13 protein-coding genes are annotated in these 21,166 nt (G+C 46.0%); 8 read left to right on the top strand and 5 right to left on the bottom strand.

Annotated elements, in window-relative coordinates:
• Window positions 1-19: 19 nt before the first annotated feature.
• Entirely contained in the window at window positions 20-310 is a 291-nt protein-coding gene (locus KAH81_01740; protein ID MCK5832369.1) for a hypothetical protein, read from the bottom strand.
• Between the two features lie 56 nt (window positions 311-366).
• Window positions 367-2,535 (bottom strand): T9SS type A sorting domain-containing protein, encoded by a 2,169-nt coding sequence (locus tag KAH81_01745; protein ID MCK5832370.1) that lies wholly within the window; start codon window positions 2,533-2,535, stop codon window positions 367-369.
• Between the two features lie 271 nt (window positions 2,536-2,806).
• Between KAH81_01745 and KAH81_01750 the strand changes: the two genes are divergently transcribed.
• Entirely contained in the window at window positions 2,807-3,199 is a 393-nt protein-coding gene (locus KAH81_01750) for a cobalamin B12-binding domain-containing protein (GenBank protein ID MCK5832371.1), read from the top strand.
• A gap of 164 nt (window positions 3,200-3,363) precedes the next feature.
• Here KAH81_01750 and KAH81_01755 read toward each other — a convergent pair whose 3' ends face one another.
• Both KAH81_01755 and buk read right to left on the bottom strand, forming a co-directional pair.
• Window positions 3,364-3,909: a biotin transporter BioY gene (locus tag KAH81_01755; protein ID MCK5832372.1), complete on the bottom strand. Its 546-nt coding sequence runs from the start codon at window positions 3,907-3,909 to the stop codon at window positions 3,364-3,366.
• A complete protein-coding gene (buk, locus tag KAH81_01760; GenBank protein ID MCK5832373.1) occupies window positions 3,881-6,049 on the bottom strand; it encodes a butyrate kinase in 2,169 nt (722 codons plus the stop codon). The genes KAH81_01755 and buk overlap by 29 nt, the downstream gene beginning before the upstream one ends.
• Window positions 6,050-6,394: 345 nt before the next feature.
• Here buk and KAH81_01765 point away from each other — a divergent pair, with 345 nt between their 5' ends.
• Genes KAH81_01765 through KAH81_01795 form a run of 7 tightly spaced genes read left to right on the top strand, consistent with a single transcriptional unit; the run spans window position 6,395 to window position 12,799 of the window.
• Window positions 6,395-8,080 carry a methylmalonyl-CoA mutase family protein gene (locus KAH81_01765; GenBank protein ID MCK5832374.1) on the top strand — a complete coding sequence of 562 codons (1,686 nt, stop codon included), beginning with the start codon at window positions 6,395-6,397 and terminating at the stop codon, window positions 8,078-8,080.
• A 16-nt stretch (window positions 8,081-8,096) separates the two neighbouring features.
• On the top strand, window positions 8,097-8,495 hold the full coding sequence (gene mce, locus KAH81_01770) for a methylmalonyl-CoA epimerase (GenBank protein ID MCK5832375.1): 399 nt from the start codon (window positions 8,097-8,099) through the stop codon (window positions 8,493-8,495).
• A 1-nt stretch (window position 8,496) separates the two neighbouring features.
• Window positions 8,497-10,047 carry an acyl-CoA carboxylase subunit beta gene (locus KAH81_01775; protein MCK5832376.1) on the top strand — a complete coding sequence of 517 codons (1,551 nt, stop codon included), beginning with the start codon at window positions 8,497-8,499 and terminating at the stop codon, window positions 10,045-10,047.
• 11 nt (window positions 10,048-10,058) lie between these two features.
• Window positions 10,059-10,427, top strand: coding sequence for an OadG family protein (locus KAH81_01780; protein MCK5832377.1), 369 nt, complete (start codon window positions 10,059-10,061; stop codon window positions 10,425-10,427).
• 19 nt (window positions 10,428-10,446) lie between these two features.
• Window positions 10,447-10,911: a biotin/lipoyl-binding protein gene (locus KAH81_01785; protein MCK5832378.1), complete on the top strand. Its 465-nt coding sequence runs from the start codon at window positions 10,447-10,449 to the stop codon at window positions 10,909-10,911.
• A 9-nt stretch (window positions 10,912-10,920) separates the two neighbouring features.
• Window positions 10,921-12,060, top strand: coding sequence for a sodium ion-translocating decarboxylase subunit beta (locus KAH81_01790; GenBank protein MCK5832379.1), 1,140 nt, complete (start codon window positions 10,921-10,923; stop codon window positions 12,058-12,060).
• A gap of 1 nt (window position 12,061) precedes the next feature.
• Window positions 12,062-12,799 carry a biotin--[acetyl-CoA-carboxylase] ligase gene (locus tag KAH81_01795; protein MCK5832380.1) on the top strand — a complete coding sequence of 246 codons (738 nt, stop codon included), beginning with the start codon at window positions 12,062-12,064 and terminating at the stop codon, window positions 12,797-12,799.
• Window positions 12,800-12,845: 46 nt separating this feature from the next.
• Here the strand turns inward: KAH81_01795 and KAH81_01800 are convergent, their stop codons facing one another.
• The gene (locus tag KAH81_01800; GenBank protein MCK5832381.1) at window positions 12,846-21,137 is read right to left on the bottom strand and encodes a hypothetical protein; all 8,292 of its coding nucleotides are present in this window, start codon (window positions 21,135-21,137) and stop codon (window positions 12,846-12,848) included.
• Between the last annotated feature and the right edge of the window lie 29 nt (window positions 21,138-21,166).

Consider the following 21,166-nt stretch of genomic DNA (forward strand, 5'->3'; position numbering starts at 1 on the left):
TTTTGTCTGGCAAAGAAGCCTAAAGTTTCGAGATCCATCGGAATTCCGTACCGTTGTATATCAAGACCACTAAACCGTTCGCCTTGATGTCGCTTGGACTGATCGACGTAGCATCCGCATTTATAATATTCTGCGCCGTCATGCCGTTGATAGAAAGTTGTGGAAGATGAGTATTTGCTACGTTTGCTTGAAAAGCTAAGTAAAGACCCGCAGTATATGAATCTATTCCATCTATCGTTATGCTATAAACTATATTGGTTCCTACTACACTGGAGGTGCTTGTGCCGCCCCAGTTCAAAGAGCCGTTCAAAACGGTATTGCCGCAGCCCTCGGCCTCGCAATGACGGGGCGATGGTGCGGAAAGGATTATCTAATCAGCACGATCTTCTCCACCAGCTCGCTCTCCCCTTTTTGCGCGCGGGCAAAATATACCCCCGAAGGCAACCTGGCGCCGCTACTGTCTCTGCCGTCCCAGACAACAACGGAGTTGCCGTCAGTGGAAAGCGCAGCGCTTAGATCGCGAACCGGCCTGCCAGTGATGTCGAATATCGCAAGTGAGGTCGCAAGCGGTGCCGCAATCGACACATCGGCGTTGAAAGGATTCGGGTGCGCGTTAAGCGCGAAAACAAGCGGCCTATCGGTCTCGCCGATGCCGGTATATGCCGTATGGAAGCTGAAACAGAATGTGTCCGCAGCATTGACATCACAGAAAACGGTATCTACCCGGTCCCAAACCTGCGTAAGGCAAATCTCGATCTCTGCGGAATCGGGCCATGGTGCGCCATAATCGAAAGTCAATATTGAATCGACAAAACTCAATCCAGGAGAAGTAATACTATATGCAGTTCTGACACCATCTATATCCACTCGAAGGCGAATACTCGATGTGTCAACCCCAGCCGGCCAGTCATGGATCTGTAAAATTACGGGTATAAGTGAATCGCCAATTAGAGAGCCATCGGGTGGATATGGAGAATCTATCACCGGCGCATAAAGGTCCACCCAGAAAGCACTCACAACCGGGATAGAATCCGGGATACAACCATCGGAGTCCGATACCGCAACAACACCGTTGTAAATTTTGTTTCCATGATATAGGAAATAAAAAGGAATCCTCAACAAAGCGGTATCAGCGATCATTGTAATCATAGAGTCGTTTTGGTATTTTAAATATGGGCCTATCTGGAAAATCAAGCTAGCCGGGTCTATTCCACCATCGTCTTCGATAAGGTATTTGGCATGTATATGGACACCGGTGCAGGAAACTGCGTGGTCGGGGACCTTCAAACCGCGCACAACAGGTGGAACACCCACCGGATCCGGTATCTGGACGTGAGTCGTTTCCTCGACATCAGTGAAACCCGATGTCGAGGAAGTAACTCTGGCTATTATTGATACATCCGTTGGTCCAAATGTAAAATACGAGGTATCTGCTTCTATCAGCCAATTAACCATTATGGTGGAATCGGGAATCAGCATCATATCGAAATTCACGCAAGTATCATCCAGCGTGTGCCATGGATCGATAGCAACCGATAATCCTTCGCCTAGGGAAAGGCAAATCATCAGTGAGTCTATTCCCGGTGAAAGGTCTAAATTGTGAACTAAAACAGCTGCTTCGAATGGATTTTGCGCCCATTTGTCGCATGCTGAACCGACCGAATTTGGAATAAGCGGCATAATAATATAATGAGAACCCTCTTCTGGTGCCTCCCCAAAGCCATATATAGTATTGACCTCAGCAAATTTATTTGGGCTGATCTGTCGTTCATCCCACACCATTGTTACGCCAGAATCATAGTAGTTACGCCCTACGATATCTGAATCCGGAGCCCAGCAATCGGAGTATAAATATGATTGGTGTCCAAAAGCAAAAATATCTGGTTTTATAGCAACACCTCTAAGAAGCCCTCTTGCAACAACTTGATCTGATCCTGCTCCAGGTCCCCGTTCGAAAGCCTGCCAGAAATAGGGCACTGCATCCCCGATTAAAACATTCCCCAAGTCTGTATAGACTCCACCCATCGCAATAGGGGCGGCATCGTTCGAGCCTACCAAAACATCGATATTCTGTAAAAAGGCAATTTTATGCATCACATCATCGATATTCAAAAACATATATGAAATCTCGACAGCTGGGGCGTCATCTATAATAACCGCTTTCAGTCTTTGAGTTAGAATAATAGCACCGCCCAATGTATCCATCGGGATATTCCACTGAGTTGCAAATCCATCATAAAAAGTGCTTATCGGCCCGGAATAGGGCCTTAAATGTATCCCGCCACATGTGAATTGATAAGTTTCGTCATTTGAATAAAGAACGCTGTCGATCATCACAATAAAATGGCTAGCCTTGCGGCTCCATGCGTGTCCGAAATCAAACATCAGCTTTCTGCCTGAAGCACCTACAGTGTCACCTATTCCGAAAAAGCCGTCGAGTGTGTCCAACTCTATTACAATTCCACCTGCGGCAGTCACCACATATTGCCCGAAGGCAGTTGATAGAATCAGTAAAAATAATATTAGATATTTCATTCTATTATCCTGTTTCAAGTTATATTGTATTAGTATAACTTATAGAAAATATTCAAAATCGCAAATCCCTTCATCGATATTTAATTTTTTAGGAAAATAAAAAAGTAAAGTGTTTCTCGTATCTACTATATCAATAACTGGTATTTTTTTCTTTTAATTAGCTATCGATGGTTTTATTCTTTCGAGCAATCCTCGTTCTCAAGTAAGATATTGACATCTAGTGCTTAGAAATATACATTTTCATTCCAATTGTAAGTTAATGGAGGTTTCAATGAATAAAAAAACTCGAATACTCTTAGCTAAGCCCGGCCTTGATGGCCACGACCGAGGCATTAAAATTATAGCCAATGCACTTCGTGATGCCGGTTTCGAGGTTATATATGCCGGCTTGCGTCAAACACCGGACTCAATCGCTACAGCAGCAATTCAAGAGGATGTCGATGTTGTGGGACTTAGCATCCTCTCGGGTGCACATATGACCCTTTTCCCCGCAGTCAAAAAGAAACTCGATGAAAAAGGTGCAAGCGATATTCTGCTTTTCGGTGGAGGAATTATCCCCGATCAGGACAAAGAAATACTCGAGAAATCCGGTATCGGTAGAATATTCACGCCCGGAGCATCGACACAAGAAATTGTCGAATATATAAAATCAAAAATGGAGTAAAACCCAATATTCGCAAAACCGCCAAAATGCAGCTCCTATCCGAGCGGTTGGCATGGGTGTAGTGTGGATTAGGGTCGGGGTTTTTGCGCCCGTGAATCATGTGGCCAAATAATAATCCTATCGGGCGTAGCAAAAACCATGACAACCGCGATGAGGTGTAAGTTTCAATTCAAGCGGCGGGCTATAACCCACGCAAGAATTGCCTTAACTATATCTGGAATTATAAAAGGTACAATCCCAACTGCTATCACTCCTTTAACAGTTAACACCTTACCTATCATTATTGGAGCAAAACAATAAAAATAAGCAGCTCCAATAACATATATCGGAATTAGGCTAGCTAAAAAAATCAGCGGCGAGCGGCGAAGTAATCCCTTTTTTGTGTTAAATAAACCACTCATTCCGGCAGCTATAGGAAAGCCAATCAAATATCCAAAAGTAGGAGAAATTATTATAGATAATCCTCCGGAAAAGCCGGAAAAAACCGGCAACCCAATCAAACCAAGTAGAATATATATTAACTGGCTTATTGCTCCTACTGCACTTCCTCCAATTGCTCCGCTGAGAAGAACTGTAAAAACCTGAAGTGTCCATGGAACTGGCGGTAAAGGTATGGCGATCTGTGCCGAAACCACAGTAAGCGCAACAAGAACAGCACCCTTAGCTATATTGCTAACTGCTTTATTTCTCTGGAGTGTATTTTCTGGCATCTTCCTTGCCCCTCAAAACCCTCAACGCTCCATGAGCCAAGGCTACCATTTCATTCTCTCCCGGATAAACCGAAACACCACAACCCAAAGCTGAAACCGCCTTGCGAATACCATCACATAGCAAATTAGACCTCGCCATACCACCCGTAAGAAGCACTTGATCAACAAGTTCACCATCAAAAGCGGGTAAAAGATTCGTTATGCTCTTAGCAATTTGATAAATAAGCGCATCGAGAACCTCTTTGGCTTCTTTGTCGCCTTTAAGAACCCTGTTTGTCACTTCACGGAAATTTGATGTGCCGAGTAAATCGAATAAACCGCCTTTACCCTTATTTAATAGCTTTAACTCGGCGTGAGTGTATTTTCCTGAAAAACAAAGCTCTATTAGCTGTCCTACAGGCAAAGAACCACTTCTCTCCGGGGTAAAAGGCCCCTCTCCATTTAATCCATTATTAACATCTATATATTGTCCTTTTTTATGTGCTCCTACTGTGATTCCACCCCCCATATGAGCCACAATGAGGTTCAAATACTCATAGAATGTCCCGTTTTCTTCAGCATAACGCTTTGCTGTAGCTATCTGATTCAGTGCATGGCTGATAACCTTACGCTTAATTTCCTTTATACCTGTGATCTTCGCCCTGCTAGGAACCTCGTCCACCACCACTGGATCTACTATAAATGCTGACTTATCACTTCCTTTAACAAGTTCAGAAGCTATAAGCCCTCCGAGATTAGAAGCGTGTTGACCGTTTACTCCAATCATCAAGTCATGATACATTTCCTCATTTATTCTGTAAGTCCCATGGAGAATAGGCTTAATCAAACCTCCACGAGCGGAAATAGCATCAATAGATTCCATTGAAAAACCATGTTCCCCCAAAGCCTTTAGAATCACTTCTTTACGGAAACTGTATTGCTCAGTGATATTCTGTCCTTTAAAAGCCTCGATTTCTTCGGGCGTATGATTAAGTTCCTCGGTGAAAACCTCTTTATCGCCCTCGAAAACAGCTATCTTTGTCGATGTTGACCCGGGGTTAATCACTAGTATCCTGTAATCCTTGAAAAATGTATCCTTCGGGGTGCTTTGCCAATCCTCGGGGAACCTTGCCAATGCTGCCTTTATTGATAATATTACATCATCTATCAAACAATCGCGAGCAAGATCTACACATCTCGATCTCACGCCCGATAAAATTTCGACCTTCTTGGCCTCACAAAAAACCCCTGAGAAGAAATTCACCATAAGGTCGCCCATTTCGGCATTCGGGCAAATAAGAACATTATGTTCACATCGAGGGCAATATTCGGTTCCACAAAGACCAATTATCTCGCTAGATCTGATCTCACCAGTTAGCTTAATTGATTCATATAGAGAGTCCTTTTCTGCATAATCTAGCAGGATATCATCGGCAAAATTGGAGGCCTTAACTGCTATAGCATCGAAAGGAGAATTATACGATGGCAATACTATCCCCGCTCTCACCTCTGGAAGAACATCCTCCGGTATAATATCCCTAAGCGCCACACATGTTTGAACAGCGATCCTTCCAAGAATTTCTCCGTTTGTAAATGTGTTTAATGCTATATCGCCAAAAATCACTATTCCCATTGGAAAAACCTGTTTCGGGAAATTTTCAGGCATTTGAAATAAAACCGACTTAGATACCGTTGTATCTCCTAAAATAGCTCCAGCCGATTCTAAAAACCCTTTGGGGTGCTCCTCCAATCCCCCAATAACCATGTCGGCGTGCCCCTCTCTAACTGCCATTATCCCAAAAATCGCCGGTTCGGCAACTAGCTGCCTTGCGGTCTCAAAACAGTCCGCTCTACGAGCACCATCAGGCAAATCTTTATATGCACGCGCTAAATCGTCCAAAAGATACTGCGCTTTCTCTAAGTCTAGAAAGGAACTTTCTTGTATCATGAATTCAAGACGCGTTTGATCACAATGAGATAGCTCTTCGCTGATTATCTCTCTAATCCGATCCTCTGGGAATAGGAAAACCGGTTTTATATACCTCACGAGGTGACTTGCAGCCTCTATACTCCGCTTGTCTAGAGATTCAGCGAAAATAGCCATCGGCCTATTATCTCTGTTGTTTATTTTTTTGTCGAGGATTTCCGTCAATTCGATCATAGCTAACCTCCATTTATCATAATCTGTGATTTTAATTTAAAACACAAAATCCTTCCAGTCAATTGAAAACGAACTTTTGACACTAGTAAAAGTGATTTATGTCTGACAATAATAGCTAATAATCAGCAAAAATCGAGAGGAAACAAACATTGGGTAAGCAAGGGAGTTTTTACATTTAATAGAAAAAGTAAAAACTGGGATAACCTTTTTTATACAACAGAGAATTTTTTTTAAATATTTCTCCATCCATAACGAAAAGCCTTTGATTTTAATATCAAATTATATATGATTAAGGACTTTATATGTTAGCTATCAATATCTTTTATAATTTTTACAGGATGTATAATGGAAGAGAATAAAAAAGACCCAACTAAAAAAGCCCACGCGAATAGGCAATATAAGGCCTGGGAGAAAAATACTCTCGAACCTTTTATTCAAAAAAAGCCTGAAAAAGGGAATCTTGTAGATTCCTCCGGTAAACCCATTGAAAGGCTTTTTCTCCCTGACGATATTAATGATGCTTATCTTGAAAAACTAGGTTTCCCCGGACAATTTCCATTTACCCGTGGAGTGTATCCCTCGATGTTCCGTGGAAGGTATTGGACAATGCGCCAATATGCGGGTTTCGGCACCGCAGAAGAATCCAACGAGAGATATAAATATCTTCTTTCGCAAGGTCAAACCGGCCTTTCTATAGCTTTCGATCTACCTACACAGATAGGTTACGATTCGGATAATTCCATGAGTGAGGGTGAGGTTGGCAAGGTTGGAGTTGCTGTCGATACACTCGCCGATTTGGAAACCCTTTTCGAAGGCATCCCCCTCGATAAAGTCTCGACCTCGATGACCATAAACTCCACAGCAGCAATACTTCTAGCCATGTATATTGTCGTTGCTGAAAAGCAGGGAGTTGGAAAAGAGAAGCTCCGCGGCACTATCCAGAATGACATCCTTAAAGAGTATATTGCCCGTGGAACATATATTTTCCCGCCACAACCCTCGATGCGCATCATCACAAATATTTTCGAATACTGCACACAAAACGTCCCCAAATGGAATTCCATCTCGATTTCTGGTTACCACATTCGTGAAGCCGGCTCTACAGCCATTCAGGAGATTGCTTTTACCCTTGCCGATGGTATCGCCTATTGCGAGGCGGCACTTAAAGCAGGAATGGATATCGATAGTTTTGCAGGGAGACTATCATTCTTCTTCAACGCACATAATAATCTACTGGAAGAGGTTGCAAAATTCCGCGCCGCGAGAAGAATGTGGGCCAAAATAATGCGCGATAGGTTTTCCGCTAAAAAAGAAAAATCCATGATGCTACGCTTCCATACCCAGACTGCTGGTTCTACTCTCACAGCACAACAACCGAACAACAATATAGTCCGGGTAGCAGTTCAAACATTGGCAGCGGTTCTTGGTGGCACACAGAGTTTACATACAAATTCACGGGATGAAGCCCTTTCACTTCCCACGGAGGAATCCGTTCGCATTGCCCTTAGAACCCAACAAGTTGTCGCCCATGAATCTGGGGTAGCAGATAGTATTGACCCACTGGCGGGGTCCTATTATATTGAAACGATGACCGATCATATAGAAAAGAAGGCCTCCGAATACATAGATAAAATAGACGCCATGGGTGGAATGTCTAAGGCAATTGAAAAGGGTTTTGTCCAGAGGGAAATACAAAAAAGCGCTTATGAGTATCAAAAAACGGTCGAAGCCGATGCGAAGATAGTAGTCGGGGTAAATAAATTCACAGTTGAAGAACCGCCTTTAACCGATTTACTTCGTGTCGATGAAAGTATCGGAGTGAAGCAAAAAGAGAAGCTCTTCAAGGTTAAATCGAACCGCAACACGCAGGCTGTCGAAGAGTCTTTGAAGGCATTAGAAACCGCTGCGAGCGGCGATGACAACCTAATGCCATATATAATCTCCGCAGTCAGAGCCTATGCTACAATAGGCGAAATCAGCGATATTCTTCGCGGGGTGTTTGGGGAATACAGGGAACAGGTAATTCTATAGCAATAGGAGAGACTAAATGCTCGAGAAAATCGACCACATAGGAATCGCTGTGGACAACCTTGACGAGTCCATCCTAATTTTCAAGGACTTGCTCGGGTTGAAATTCCTCGGCGAGGAGGAGGTTCCCGACCAAAAAGTGCGGGTGGCCAAGTTCGATATAGGCGGAGTGCATATCGAACTCCTAGAGCCAACAAGTCCGGATAGCCCCATCTCTCGTTTCCTTGAGAAAAAGGGTCAGGGCATACACCATGTTGCGTATCGCACAGACAACATTGAAGCTGAAATATCGGAATTAATTGCCAAAGGAGCCAAAATGATCGATGAAAAACCTCGTTGTGGCTCTGGAGGCCTTAACATAGCCTTCATTCATCCAAAATCGACCGCTAAGGTCCTCACCGAAATATGCGAGGGGTAAAATGAGCATCGAGGAAAAAATTCTGAATCTGAAAAACCGCCGCGAAAAAGCCTGTTTAGGCGGTGGTGAAAAGCGAATCGAAAACCAACATAAAAAAGGAAAATTCACTGCACGCGAGCGCTTAATAAAGCTTCTCGATGCCGATAGCTTCGAGGAATTCGATATGTTCGTCGAACATCGGTGTAACAACTTTAATGTCGACGCTAACCATATACCGGGCGACGGAGTCGTCACGGGCTATGGTACTATTAATGGGCGGAAGGTCTTCGTTTTCTCACACGATTTTACTGTATTCGGCGGTTCTCTTTCCAAAACATTCGCGGAGAAAGTCCTCAAAGTTATGGACATGGCCGCTAAAGTAGGTGCACCAATCATCGGTATTAACGATTCGGGTGGCGCAAGAATCCAGGAGGGAGTCGATTCACTCGCTGGTTATGGCGATATCTTCCTTAAGAATGTTGTTTATTCTGGAGTTATCCCTCAGATTTCTGCCGTTATGGGACCTTGCGCGGGTGGTGCTGTTTATTCTCCGGCTATAACGGACTTTATTTTCATGGTTAAAGATACGAGCTATATGTTCGTTACCGGGCCAAAAGTAGTTAAAACGGTTACAAATGAAGATGTATCTGTTGAAAACCTTGGAGGATGCTCTGTTCACAACGCAAAGAGTGGGGTGTCTCATTTTTCTTGTGAAAACGAAGACGAACTTATCGAGAACATACGCAGATTATTCGATTTTATACCTCAAAACAATATGGAGCTTCCCCCTGAATTCCCTAACGACGACCCCGAGAACCGCGAATGCAGCGAGATAAGTAAGATAATACCAGACAATCCCAACAAACCTTACGATGTAAAAGATATTATTCACGAGATAGTCGATAAGGGAGACTTCTTCGAAGTTCAGGAACTCTGGGCGACTAATATGGTAATCGGTTTTGCACATATGGGCGGAAAATCCGTCGGTATAGTTGCCAATCAACCTAAGCATCTTGCTGGTGTCCTCGATATTAACGCTTCAATTAAGGGCGCAAGATTTGTCAGATTTTGCGATTGTTTTAATATTCCTATAGTGACACTCGAGGACGTTCCGGGCTTCCTTCCTGGAACAATCCAAGAACATGGTGGAATTATTAAACACGGTGCGAAGCTTCTTTACGCTTATGCTGAAGCTACTGTTCCTAAAATAACTATCATCCTCAGGAAGGCTTATGGTGGTGCTTATGACGTTATGGGTTCCAAGCACCTCGCCGCAGATATTAACTACGCGCTCCCAACCGCTGAAATTGCAGTTATGGGGCCCAAAGGCGCGGTAGAGATTATCTTCAGTAAAGAGATTAAAGAATCATCTGAACCGGCGGAAAAAGCCAAGAGACTGGAAGCCGATTACAGAAAAAAATTCGCTAATCCCTTCGTGGCAGCTCAAAAAGGCTATATAGATAATGTTATAGAACCACAGAATACGAGATACAGAATAATTAGGGCCTTAGAGCTCCTTAATGATAAAAAAGATAAGCACCCTTTTAAAAAACACGGAAACATCCCGCTATAAGGAGTTAGAAAATGAATCCATTTCTTGTTGTTACAAACGCCGGTGGGAGCTTCGAAGATGTCCTTGTTCTATCTATAACCGGCATTATTGTAGTTGTCTTGGGTCTATTCGTCCTTTCGCTTGTTGTTTCGCTTTTCCGATTCCTGAATCCGAAAAGCCAAGTTGTAGTGGAATCGAACCCAAAGATTGCATCGCAACCCCCGGTCGAAGAAATAAATAAAAGTCTTTTCTTCGATGTTTCGCAACTCGATACAAATCAAGTATCTGCAATTTTTGCAGCAGTCTCAATCGAATTAAAACTATACCATGAAATAGAACCTGCGGAGCTGACCTTCGATTATCAGCCCCGCGCAATAAGCCCATGGTCAATGGCCAATTAGGCTAACGATAGGAGCGATAATGGGAGAATATATTTTTAATATCGGCGGAAAAGAATACAAAGTCGATGTAAAAGGAATCACAGGGAATCTTGCAACTGTAGTTATCGACGGCAAAGAGGTTGGTGTTACAATAAAGCAATTCGGCAAGCGTGAAACCGCACCGCCTCCCCGAAAAGCCCGTAAAAGAATGAAACCGGAAGTTGTTCAAGCAGCTCCACAGATGCCCGCTGCTAAAGTATCTCAACAAACAACAACTTCTAGTAAAGTAACACTGGTTCACGCACCTATACCGGGTATTATCTTAAAAATCCTAGTAAAAGAAGGTGATAGCGTTAAAACTGGGCAGGATATTATCTTGATGGAGGCTATGAAGATGGAGAACCAAATTCAAGCCACAGCCTCTGGAGTAGTAGCCAAAATCAAGGTTAAGGTTGACGATGCAGTTCAACAAGAAGATGTTTTAATCGAAATCAACCCGACTTAAGGAGTTAACATGGAAACGCTTAAGCTTTTCCTTGAAAGCACCGGTTTTTACAACATTAGCATCCAGAACATGGTGATGCTATTAATTGGATTCATATTCGTTTTTCTCGCGATTAAAAAGGAATATGAACCATTACTTCTTCTACCGATCGGCTTCGGCATATTGATTGGTAATATCCCAATCCCTCCGGGGGCCGTTATTGGAGTCTATGGTGAATCTCCAGAGATGAGATCGGTGTTCAATATACTTTACTTCGGAGTGAAAACCGGAGCCTATCCAGCACTTATCTTTCTAGGAATAGGCGCTATGACCGATTTCTCGACGCTGATTTCCAATCCCAAAACGATAGTCCTTGGGGCCGCTGCTCAAGCCGGTGTATTTTTTACGTTCTTTATGGCAGTGCTTGTTTTTAAATTCGATATTGCTGTTTCGGCTGCTATCGGCTTAATTGGAGGCGCCGACGGACCCACATCGATCTATATCGCGACTAAATTAGCACCACAATACTTAGCACCTATATCAATCGCGGCCTATTCATATATGGCCCTTGTTCCAGTCATTCAACCACCGATCATGAAGCTTCTAACGACCAAGAAAGAACGATTGATAAGGATGCCTCCACCGCGCCATGTTTCAAAAAGAGAAAAAATATTTTTCCCAATTATTGCTTTTTTAATAAGCGCCTATATTGCTCCAGCTGCTTTACCACTATTAGGTTTGCTTTTCTTGGGCAATCTTTTGAAAGAAAGTGGTGTAACCACTAGGCTTGCGAAAACAGCTGCCTCGTCTATCGTTGACACTTTCACCATCTTCATAGGAGTTTGTGTTGGAGCCAGTGCACAAGGAACTACATTCCTTACAATGGAATCTATAAAAATCTTCGTATTGGGTGTAGTTGCCTTTGGAATAGCGACAGCAAGTGGCATTCTCTTCGCTAAACTCATGAATGTTTTTTCGAAAAACAAGATAAATCCACTTATCGGTGCCGCTGGTGTCTCCGCTGTTCCCGATGCCGCAAGAGTAGTCCAGATGGTCGGTAGAAGAGAAGACCCAGATAATCACCTTCTTATGCATGCCATGGGACCGAATGTTGCTGGTGTTATCGGGACTGCCATTGCAGCAGGCATATTCCTGAGCCTTTTCCAATAAAGTGAATAAAATAGATATTGGTGCAAATGTAATCCGGTTCGTTGATGTTGATTCGACGAACCGGGTTGCTCTTTCCTCAAAACACTTCCCTTCGGGAACAATATTTATTGCCAAAACTCAATCTTCAGGTTTAGGAAGGCATAATCGTAAATGGATATCCCCGAAAGGCGGCCTTTATCTTAGCCTACTCCTTAAAGATTTACCAAACATAATCGAGTATCAGATGGCGTCGATCCTGTGTGGTTTTTGTGTTGTAAAAACATGCAAGGATTTCTTACTAGATGGGCATTTCTCAATTAAATGGCCAAACGATATCATTATCGAGGATAAAAAAATATGTGGCATTTTAGCACAAACTGTAGTCTCTGGCGAAAAATCGAGAGGGGCCATCGGTATCGGAATAAATGTAAATAGCAACCTTGAAGATTTCCAGTTTCCTCTTTGCGATAATATAATATCATTGAAAGAGTTAACCGATAATGTAATCCCACTTTCATCGTTCGAGAAAAAATTGATTATATATATAAAAAGCATCTTTAAGAACAATATTAGGAATACTTTTATTGAAAATTTACCTGATATTAACGACTTACTTTACAAGAAAGGTGAACAGGGAAAACTGTTGATCAGAGGCGAAGTCCACAAATATCGCATTATGGGCATTTTGGAAGATTGTAGCATAAGCGTAGAAGACTCTCATGGAAATCAATTAGCTTATTCAATTTGTGAATTTCTCTAAATAGAAAAGTCCCGATCGAATGATCGGGGCTTTTTTGCATTCCCCTTTATCTTGCTATAACTACGGTTCCATTGCAAATTATTTGACCGTTCTGAATAATGATATAGATATACAAACCTTCTGTTACAAATCGGCCTTTCATATCCTGACCATCCCATGATCTCTCTACAACATTAATTAGGTCTAATTCTCGAACGTCTATCCATCTCCTGAAAACCTCGACATTTCTTGTGGTGAATATTACAAGTTCGGCGGTTTCGGAGAACATATATGGGTAATTGAATATGGTATAATCGTTTATCGCATCGCCATTTGGAGTGAACGGGTTCGGGAACACAAGGCACTCTATTTCTGGCTCGACAAGGAACTCTATCGAGTCGGCACTGCAGTTCGGGCCGCATGTGTCGGGGCTATCGCAAAGCGAAACAAGGGCATCAACTGTATCACCACTTACGAACTCGATTCCTTGACCTGTTGGGTAGAAAGTCACCTCGACTGCACGAATCTCGCCGCCAGAGCCTGTCGAACGGACATTCCAATCGACCTGACTATAACCATAATGCGCGCCGTAGATCAACAAGTCGAAACTCGACTCATCGATACCGCTACCATCATCGGTAAGCGTGAAGCTCACCGGCTGCTGGCGGTTGCGCGTCATATAAGTCAGAGGCTCGGTAAACGAGATCGAAGGAGCCGCGAGGTCCATGATAAACTGCCACGAAAGAGGCGTCTCGAGAGGGTTCGCCAGCATATCGTCAGCCGCAACTAAAGCAACATCCACAACTTGACCATCCGCAAAGTTTGGGCTAGGCTCGAAGTAGAGTATCGAGTCAACAGGATAATATGTAAGTTGCGGGCTATCGACACCGTAAGTAACAGACTCGACAACTAGCTCGATTGTCGATTCATCCACGCCATCTTCGTCCCAAAGCCGTATCACAATGCCCTGCGGATCGCAGGCGCAATACCATCCAGGCTCTGGCGTCACTATCTCAGCCCTCGGACCACCGGGAGCTACAAAGAACTCCCAGATATAGGTCGTGTCATTCGCCGGGCAGTCGCGGATATCAGTCGGTGTATCCTCGCCCCAAAGCCTTATCTCCACAAGGTCGCCGCCTGAGAATATCATGCCACAATCCGATGGATCGATTACTATCTCGCCTGTCAACTCATCGAAATTAACACAGGGATCATCGTAAAGCCCATAAACTGCGCCGTTTATCGACACCTCGAAGCTAGCGAAATCCAGCCCAGAGATCGTGTCTAAAACAGCTGCTCTAATCACTGGAAGACGCGTCCGAACTGTGTCTCCAGGAATCGGCTCGAAGCCCCACGCAGTATAAACTGAAAGGTCCATGAAGAAGTCCCAACACACCGGATTTTCCAGCTCGTTGCCCAAAACATCACTGGCACGAACAAGGCAAACATGCACTGTCTCGGCATCCGCGAAAGGAACAGAGGGCTGAATGCTCAGGTTCGGTTCCGACCAGTCCAAATCGGCGTGAGCCGTCGTATAGAAAGTGCTATCCGGCGGCATCGAAGGCCCACTGCGCCAGACTATTATCTGTATTGTCGTGTCATCCACGCCGTTAGCGTCGGTGATAGTCATCGAGATAAACTCCGGATCGCAAGCTGATATCGAGCTATCGCCGGGGTTGACAACATCAGAAACAGGGCCACCCGGCTCGACGAAGAATCGCCAGCAGGAGTCCATCGCGTTGGGGCCGCAGGTGTCAGGGCTATCATAGCTCGCGATGCAGACATCGACGGTATCGCCACCCCAGAACCTAAGCCCGATATCCTCGGGCGTCAAGCAAATATCCTCGCCGTCCCAGCTAACTCCAGCATCGCCATCGCGGTAAACCGTGCCGTTAACAGTAAGCTCCAAGCTTGCCGGATCGATGCCGCTCATGTTATCGCGAAGACCCACACAAATGTCCTGATATATATCCGTAACAATAGCATACTCCGCCGGAACCTGCGAAATGATATACGGTGGGGAATAATCCAGGTAGAAGACCAGCGAATCGCCATCCTCGAGACCGTTGAAGAGCGTGTCCATGGCATCTGTAATAGCGATGAACACGGTCTCGGCATCAGCGAAAGGCGGATCGGGGTTATACCAAAGCCCACCAGTCAAAGGATCATAGCTAAGCTCTGTAGAATCAACAAGATATGTCAATGTGTCGCCGAGGCCCCAAGCACTTCTGGCGACGATAACCTCGATAGAATCCTCGAACAGCGCGTCGTCCTCGGTGTCCGAAAGCAGCATGATAATGCTATCCGGGTCGCACGCCACAAACCATCCTTCGCGCGGATAAAGAATCTGGCCAACAGGACCACCAGGAACAACAGCAAACCGCCAGCAAGTGTCCAGAACATTTGGCAAACAGCCATCGTCGTCGGAGTAGTCATCGGCGAAATCCACAACATAAACGCACCAATCCACGGTATCTCCGCCATGCCAGATCACCGGTGGAACAGCTGCGCTCGGGTCAAACTCGAGCGCGCCACCCAGACCCGAAGGCATCCAGCTCACGCCGGCATCGCCAACATAGTAATCGACACCGTCGATAGTTAAAATAATACTATCGGGGTTAATGCCGGCAAGCGTGTCCCATAAATTGACATAAAAAAGTGGGCTTGTCATGTGAATATCGCCACTGGGCGACTCGCCAAAGGCTATAGGCGAAACGCGATCGACATAGAAAGTCCAATCGAGGAATGCCGAGCTGTCGAGAGGGTTCCCGAGGCTGTCCTCGGCGGCGAGAAGCCTTACCCCGATTATGTCAACAGGATCGAACGGAGGCACCGGATCGAAGCGAAGGATGTCCGTCGCGTGATCGTAGCTCATGTGGTCGGGATAATCGTAAACCGCGCCATCGACCTCGAGGCTGATCGTCGAATCGACAACATCGTCATCGTCCCAGAGCCTTATTATAATGTATTCCGGGTCGCACGCGCTGATGCTATCTTCATAAACGCGCATGATCTCGGCCAAGGGGCCGCCGGGCTCGATAGAAAAGCTCCAGCAGGTATCAAGTTCGTTGTAACTGCAGTAATCAGGGCTGTCGTAGGCATAGACGCAAACATCGACGCTCTCGCCGCCGGTGAAAGCGATGCCAGCTGCCGAAGGATCCCAAGATAAATGACCAATAGACCATATCACAGAAGTGCTCGTGAGGTCGTAAATACTTGTCCCGACAAGACTTCCGGTGATCGTCAGCTCGATAGAGCTCGCATCGAGGCCGCTCTGGATATCCGCAAGATCGAACTCCACTGTCGGATGACGCGTAGCCTCCACTGCACCGGCCACGGGCAGCGCGCCGCTCACGAGCGGCGGCGTCTGATCCATCATGAAGGTCCAGCAAAGGCTTTCAGGGCTCATCGGGTTGAATACCGGATCCCACGCCTGTTCGATGCAAACATGCACTGTCTCTGGATCTGCGAATGATATCGGCGGATTATAACTGAAGTTTGGATCGGCCCAAACAACGCCAGGTGAATCGTAATAAAGCATCGTAGTGCCCGGCAAAGGCCCGCTAGCACTGCGCGTGACACTCACAATGATCGAGCTGTCAACCGTGCCATCGGAGTCGTAAATCTCAATATCGATGTGTTCCGTATCGATACAAGCCGACCAAGTATATGGAAGCGGACGGAAGATCGTCGGCGAAGGCCCGCCAGGCATAACATAGAAACGGCAGCAATAAGTCGCGACGTTGTCAGCGCAAATGTCAGTTGTATCTTCGACATAAACGCAGATATAAACGCTGTCGCCGCCGCGATAGCTTGGCGAGGGAACGAGCGCGCCGGTCGCGACAGTGAACACGCCGCCGGCGGCGGTGATCCCGGGATCGCCCCAGTGGTAAATCATTGTGTCGTCTATTGTTATCTCCAAACGCGAGGTATCGACACCGGAAAGATTATCCCAAAGATCGAAGCTAACAATCGGCCGAGTCGTGAATACTGTATCGCCGCAAACAGGCGTGATACCGCCCGAGCTGAAGTTCTCAACAACTGGAGCCTCCAAATCAACCCAGAAAGTCCACAAAAGCGGCGTTTGAAGCGGATTGCCGAGTGTGTCATCAGCGGAGATAAGCTCGACATGCACAAGCTGGCTGTCTATCCAGGCCATACCCGCCGGGATCGGACAGAACGTCAGTGTCGTCTCGAGCGCTGTCTCAGTATAAGTAACTATAGAATCATCGACATAGTAGGTGTCCCCCTCGACGACCATCATGATCGTTGATGGATCGACACCGACATCATCGTCGGAGAGTATTATTGTAATACATTGATCGTAACACGAGGTGATCTCGCCCAGTTGAGGCGTGACTATTTCCGCTATCGGCCCCATGAGATGAACCTCGAACCACCAGCAATACTCAGCCGTGTTCGGGCCGCAATAATCTGGAAGATCGCAGGCCGAGAGGCAGACATCGACTGTATCCCAATCGCCCCAAACAAGGCCAGCAGAAGGCGGATCAACCGCAAATACGCTCGATAGCGTGTCATAAGTTACACCCGGATCGCCACGGTGCATAATTATGCTATCGTCTATACTAAGAACAAAGCAATCTATATCTAGGCCCGAAAGGCTGTCGTAAACATGAACAGAGAACGGCGCAAGGCTGTCGGCCAAAAGCGAGCCGGTCAGAGGAAGCTCGTCCCAGAAAACCGGCGGAGTCAGGTCCATAAGCCAGCTCCAGCAGTAAGGCGCGCCCATGGTGTTACCGAGGCTGTCGGCGGCCTCGACCACACAGAACTCGACTGTATCGAGATCGCGCCAATATCCAGAGGTGCCGCTAGGTGTAAATGTAAGTGTATCATTAACATAACCAACCTCGGAGTCGGTCCCCACGGCAAAGCTATCGCCATCGACTGTGATAACGATGCTGCTTGGCACAACGCCATCGGGATCGATAAGCGTCGCGACTGCAAACTGCTCGGTGCTATCGCAAGCTACCCAAGAGTTTGGAGCATACTGAACCCACTCAGGAACAGGCCCGGAAAGGCTGACAATAAAGCGCCAGCAGAACTCGCCCCAGTTAGGACCGCAATAGTCCGGCTGATCCTCGGCATAAACGCAAATCTCCACTGTATCGCTGTCTGCGAATGCGATCCCAAGAATAGTCGGGTCGAGGTAATACTCGCCAGTCGAATCGTTCCACTCAACTCCCATGCCCATAGCATAACTATCTGCAGGTGCTCCATTAACCGAAATTGTCGTTATAAGATCCAAAACCGAAACACCGCTGATACTATCGAAGACGAAGATCGAAATGCGCGGCGAGATATCGTTGATCATCGTGTCAGGAGGCGGAAGCGGAGCCCAGAATACCGGAGGCGTGAAATCTGTGTAAAACTCCCAACATAAAGGTATCCCGGGAGAGGGAGTCGTGAAGATGTCATCGCACGAGTCGAGGCAAACCTCCACAGTATCGGCATCGACCCAGTAACCGATATCCGGATCGAACCACAAAATACTCGAATCCGCAAGCCAGATAAGCTCATCGTCTGCGCAGGTGTAAGTCTCCGTCGGAAGACCGAGCTTTGTGATCGTAAGAACTATACTCAAAGAATCGACTGCTGCAAGCGTCGAATCGATGCGAATAATAATGCCGCTATCTTCGCAAGCAGAAATCGTATTTGGCATAGGGAATACTATGCTGGGAACTGGGCCCGAACGCTCAAAATACCAACTCCAGCAGGTGTCGAGAACATTGGGGTCGCAGTAGTCAGGCAAGTCCGGCGCCTGAACGCAAACCTCCACTGTGCATAGCTCGCTAGCTCCGAGACAAATGCTGCCATCGATATGAAATCCAACATGAAACAGGGAATCCGGCTCGGTAAACCCTCCCGTCCAAGGAATAGGCGTCCCCTGAACTGTGAGATGAATGCCATAAGCGCCTAAACCCGAAAGACTGTCGAACAAATCGAAGCTTATCGAATCTGGCAAAATCATAACTGTAGTGTCCGATGGCGGGAAAATCCCCGTAACAACAGGGGTGCTGTAATCGATCATGAAGGTCCGACAAATCGGAAGATCAGCCATAATGGCACCTGCCGAATCGGCAAGCGCGCGCAAGCAAACGTAAACTACCTCGCCATCGTGGAAAAAACCTGCCGCTGGAGAAAATATTATACTATCGGAAGTCACTGTAAGCCAAGCGTGGCCAATATCATAGGGCACTCTATTAATATCCAAAATAACGCTAGAAGGGTCAATTCCTGCACCGGCATCATCCCAAATATGAAGTGCTATTGGCTGAGGATCGCAAGCGCTCCAAGTCCCTGAATCCGGGTAAACAAACTCCGCATCAGGAGGACGATTAACGAAATACCGGCAACAATATGTAGTGCAATTTGCGCCGCAATAAACCGGTGTTACGAGATCACAAATAGTCAAACAAACATCGAAAGAATCCGGATCGTCCAAGCCTAAATAGCTAATACGGCCATTAATAACGACACTTCCTGAATCCTCATCACCCATATAACTGATCGGAGGACGAATATCCCCTAAATAATGAGGATAACCGCCGATCTCAATAATAGCCGATGCCGTATCGATACCAGCGCCCAAATCCTCTAGGTTTATCCATATGTCGAGAAATGAATCTGGAAGAAATGTTTCGCATTCCGGCGACCATCCTACGCTTGCTGGAGGCGAATAATCAAGATAATAAATAAGGCATATCGGAAGACTATCCATCTCCGCCCCTGCCGAATCCGCAAGGTAGTTAAGACAGGCCTCGATAGTGTCGCCATCAACGAAAATCGCAGGATCAGGTGTGAATATTAAGCTCTCGCAGGTAACTTCAACCATGGGGGAAGTAATGTCATAAGTAATTCCGTTTACCTCGATAAGAGCGCTATATGGATCGACCGGTGCCCCGGCAGGATCCCACAAATGAAGGGAAAACGGCTGTGGTTCACAAGCTGAATAGATAAATGAATCTGGATAAACAAACTCGGCCTCAGGAGGTAAATTTATCGGGAAGGAACAACAATATTCCTCGCAATTCGGCCCGCAATATTCATCAGTAACTCGGTCGCATGTAGTGATGCAAACCTCGATGCTGTCTTCGTAAAGAAGATCGAGTTGCCGGAATGTTCCTAGAATCGAAAGAACTCCAGTAACCGTATCGCCGGAATAGGAAATTGCCGGTGGTCCAGACCCGAGGCTATATGATGTGCCATTAATAGTCACTGAGAATTCGCTATCATCTATACCCGAACCTAGGTCCTGAAAAGTAACCGATAAGTCGAGAATTGTATCATCAATAAAAGTCTCACAACGCGGGCTCCAACTCAATGGTTCTGGTGGAGAGTAATCGATATAAAATGTCAGACACAGAGGAAGGTCCTCCACGGAAGCGCCAGCACCATCGGCAAGCGAAATAAGACAGGCTGATACAGTATCGCCATCCTCGAAGAAACCTGCAGTTGGTGTAAAAATTAGGCTATCGGTAGTAACATCCATCCAAGTGTGACCTGCTGGATAGGAAGTCCCATTAATTTCGAGCACAGCTGTCGAAGGATCGACATCGGCGCCAACATCATCCCAAAAATGCATCGATATAAACTCTGGATCACATGATGTAAATATCTCCGGATCGGGGTGAACAAACTCGGCCTCCGGTGGTTGATTAAGGTAGAAAACACAGCAATACTGCTCACAATTTGGCCCACACCAACTCGAAGAAACCTGATCGCAGGTATTGAGACAAACAACCGCAGAATCCGCCGTATGCAAATCCAATGTTCCGAAAGTGCCATAAAGAGAAGCTGTTCCTGAACTTGCACTTCCAGTGAAATCGACTGTTGGTGGCCCCGCACCCAAAGGATAGGTGACACCATTCACTGTAAAACTCAAGCCGAGTATATTTATCCCCGACTCGAAATCCTGTATGGATATCGAGACATCTAAAATAGTATCGTCGAGGAAAATACCGCAATCTGGTGTCCAATCGACCTCTTCAGGTGGTTCGAGATCCATACAGAACCAGCAATAAGCATCACCAGTCTTTGGACAGCCATTCCAGTCATCGGCGCGGACGACCCAATAATCTACACATTCGCCATGAGTCCAAGGGGTTGGAGGCGTAAATGTCAACCTCCCAACTGTGGTGCTAATCGGAGTCCATGTCATATATGTTGGATAGCTATAAAGCACCGAATCTACCATAATTTGAATAGTAGCGGGATTCGTTCCTACATCGTCATCAACAAATTCTATGACTACCTGTTGATAATCACATGCAGACCATACCCCACAAGGTAGCGGGCTAACGGCCGTCGGCACAGGCCCTGCACACTGGCAGTCCTCCATATAAAGACAACCTACGGCTGTATCCGCAT

The sequence above is a fragment of the bacterium genome, from assembly GCA_023145965.1.
Lineage (GTDB): Bacteria > UBP14 > UBA6098 > UBA6098 > UBA6098 > UBA6098.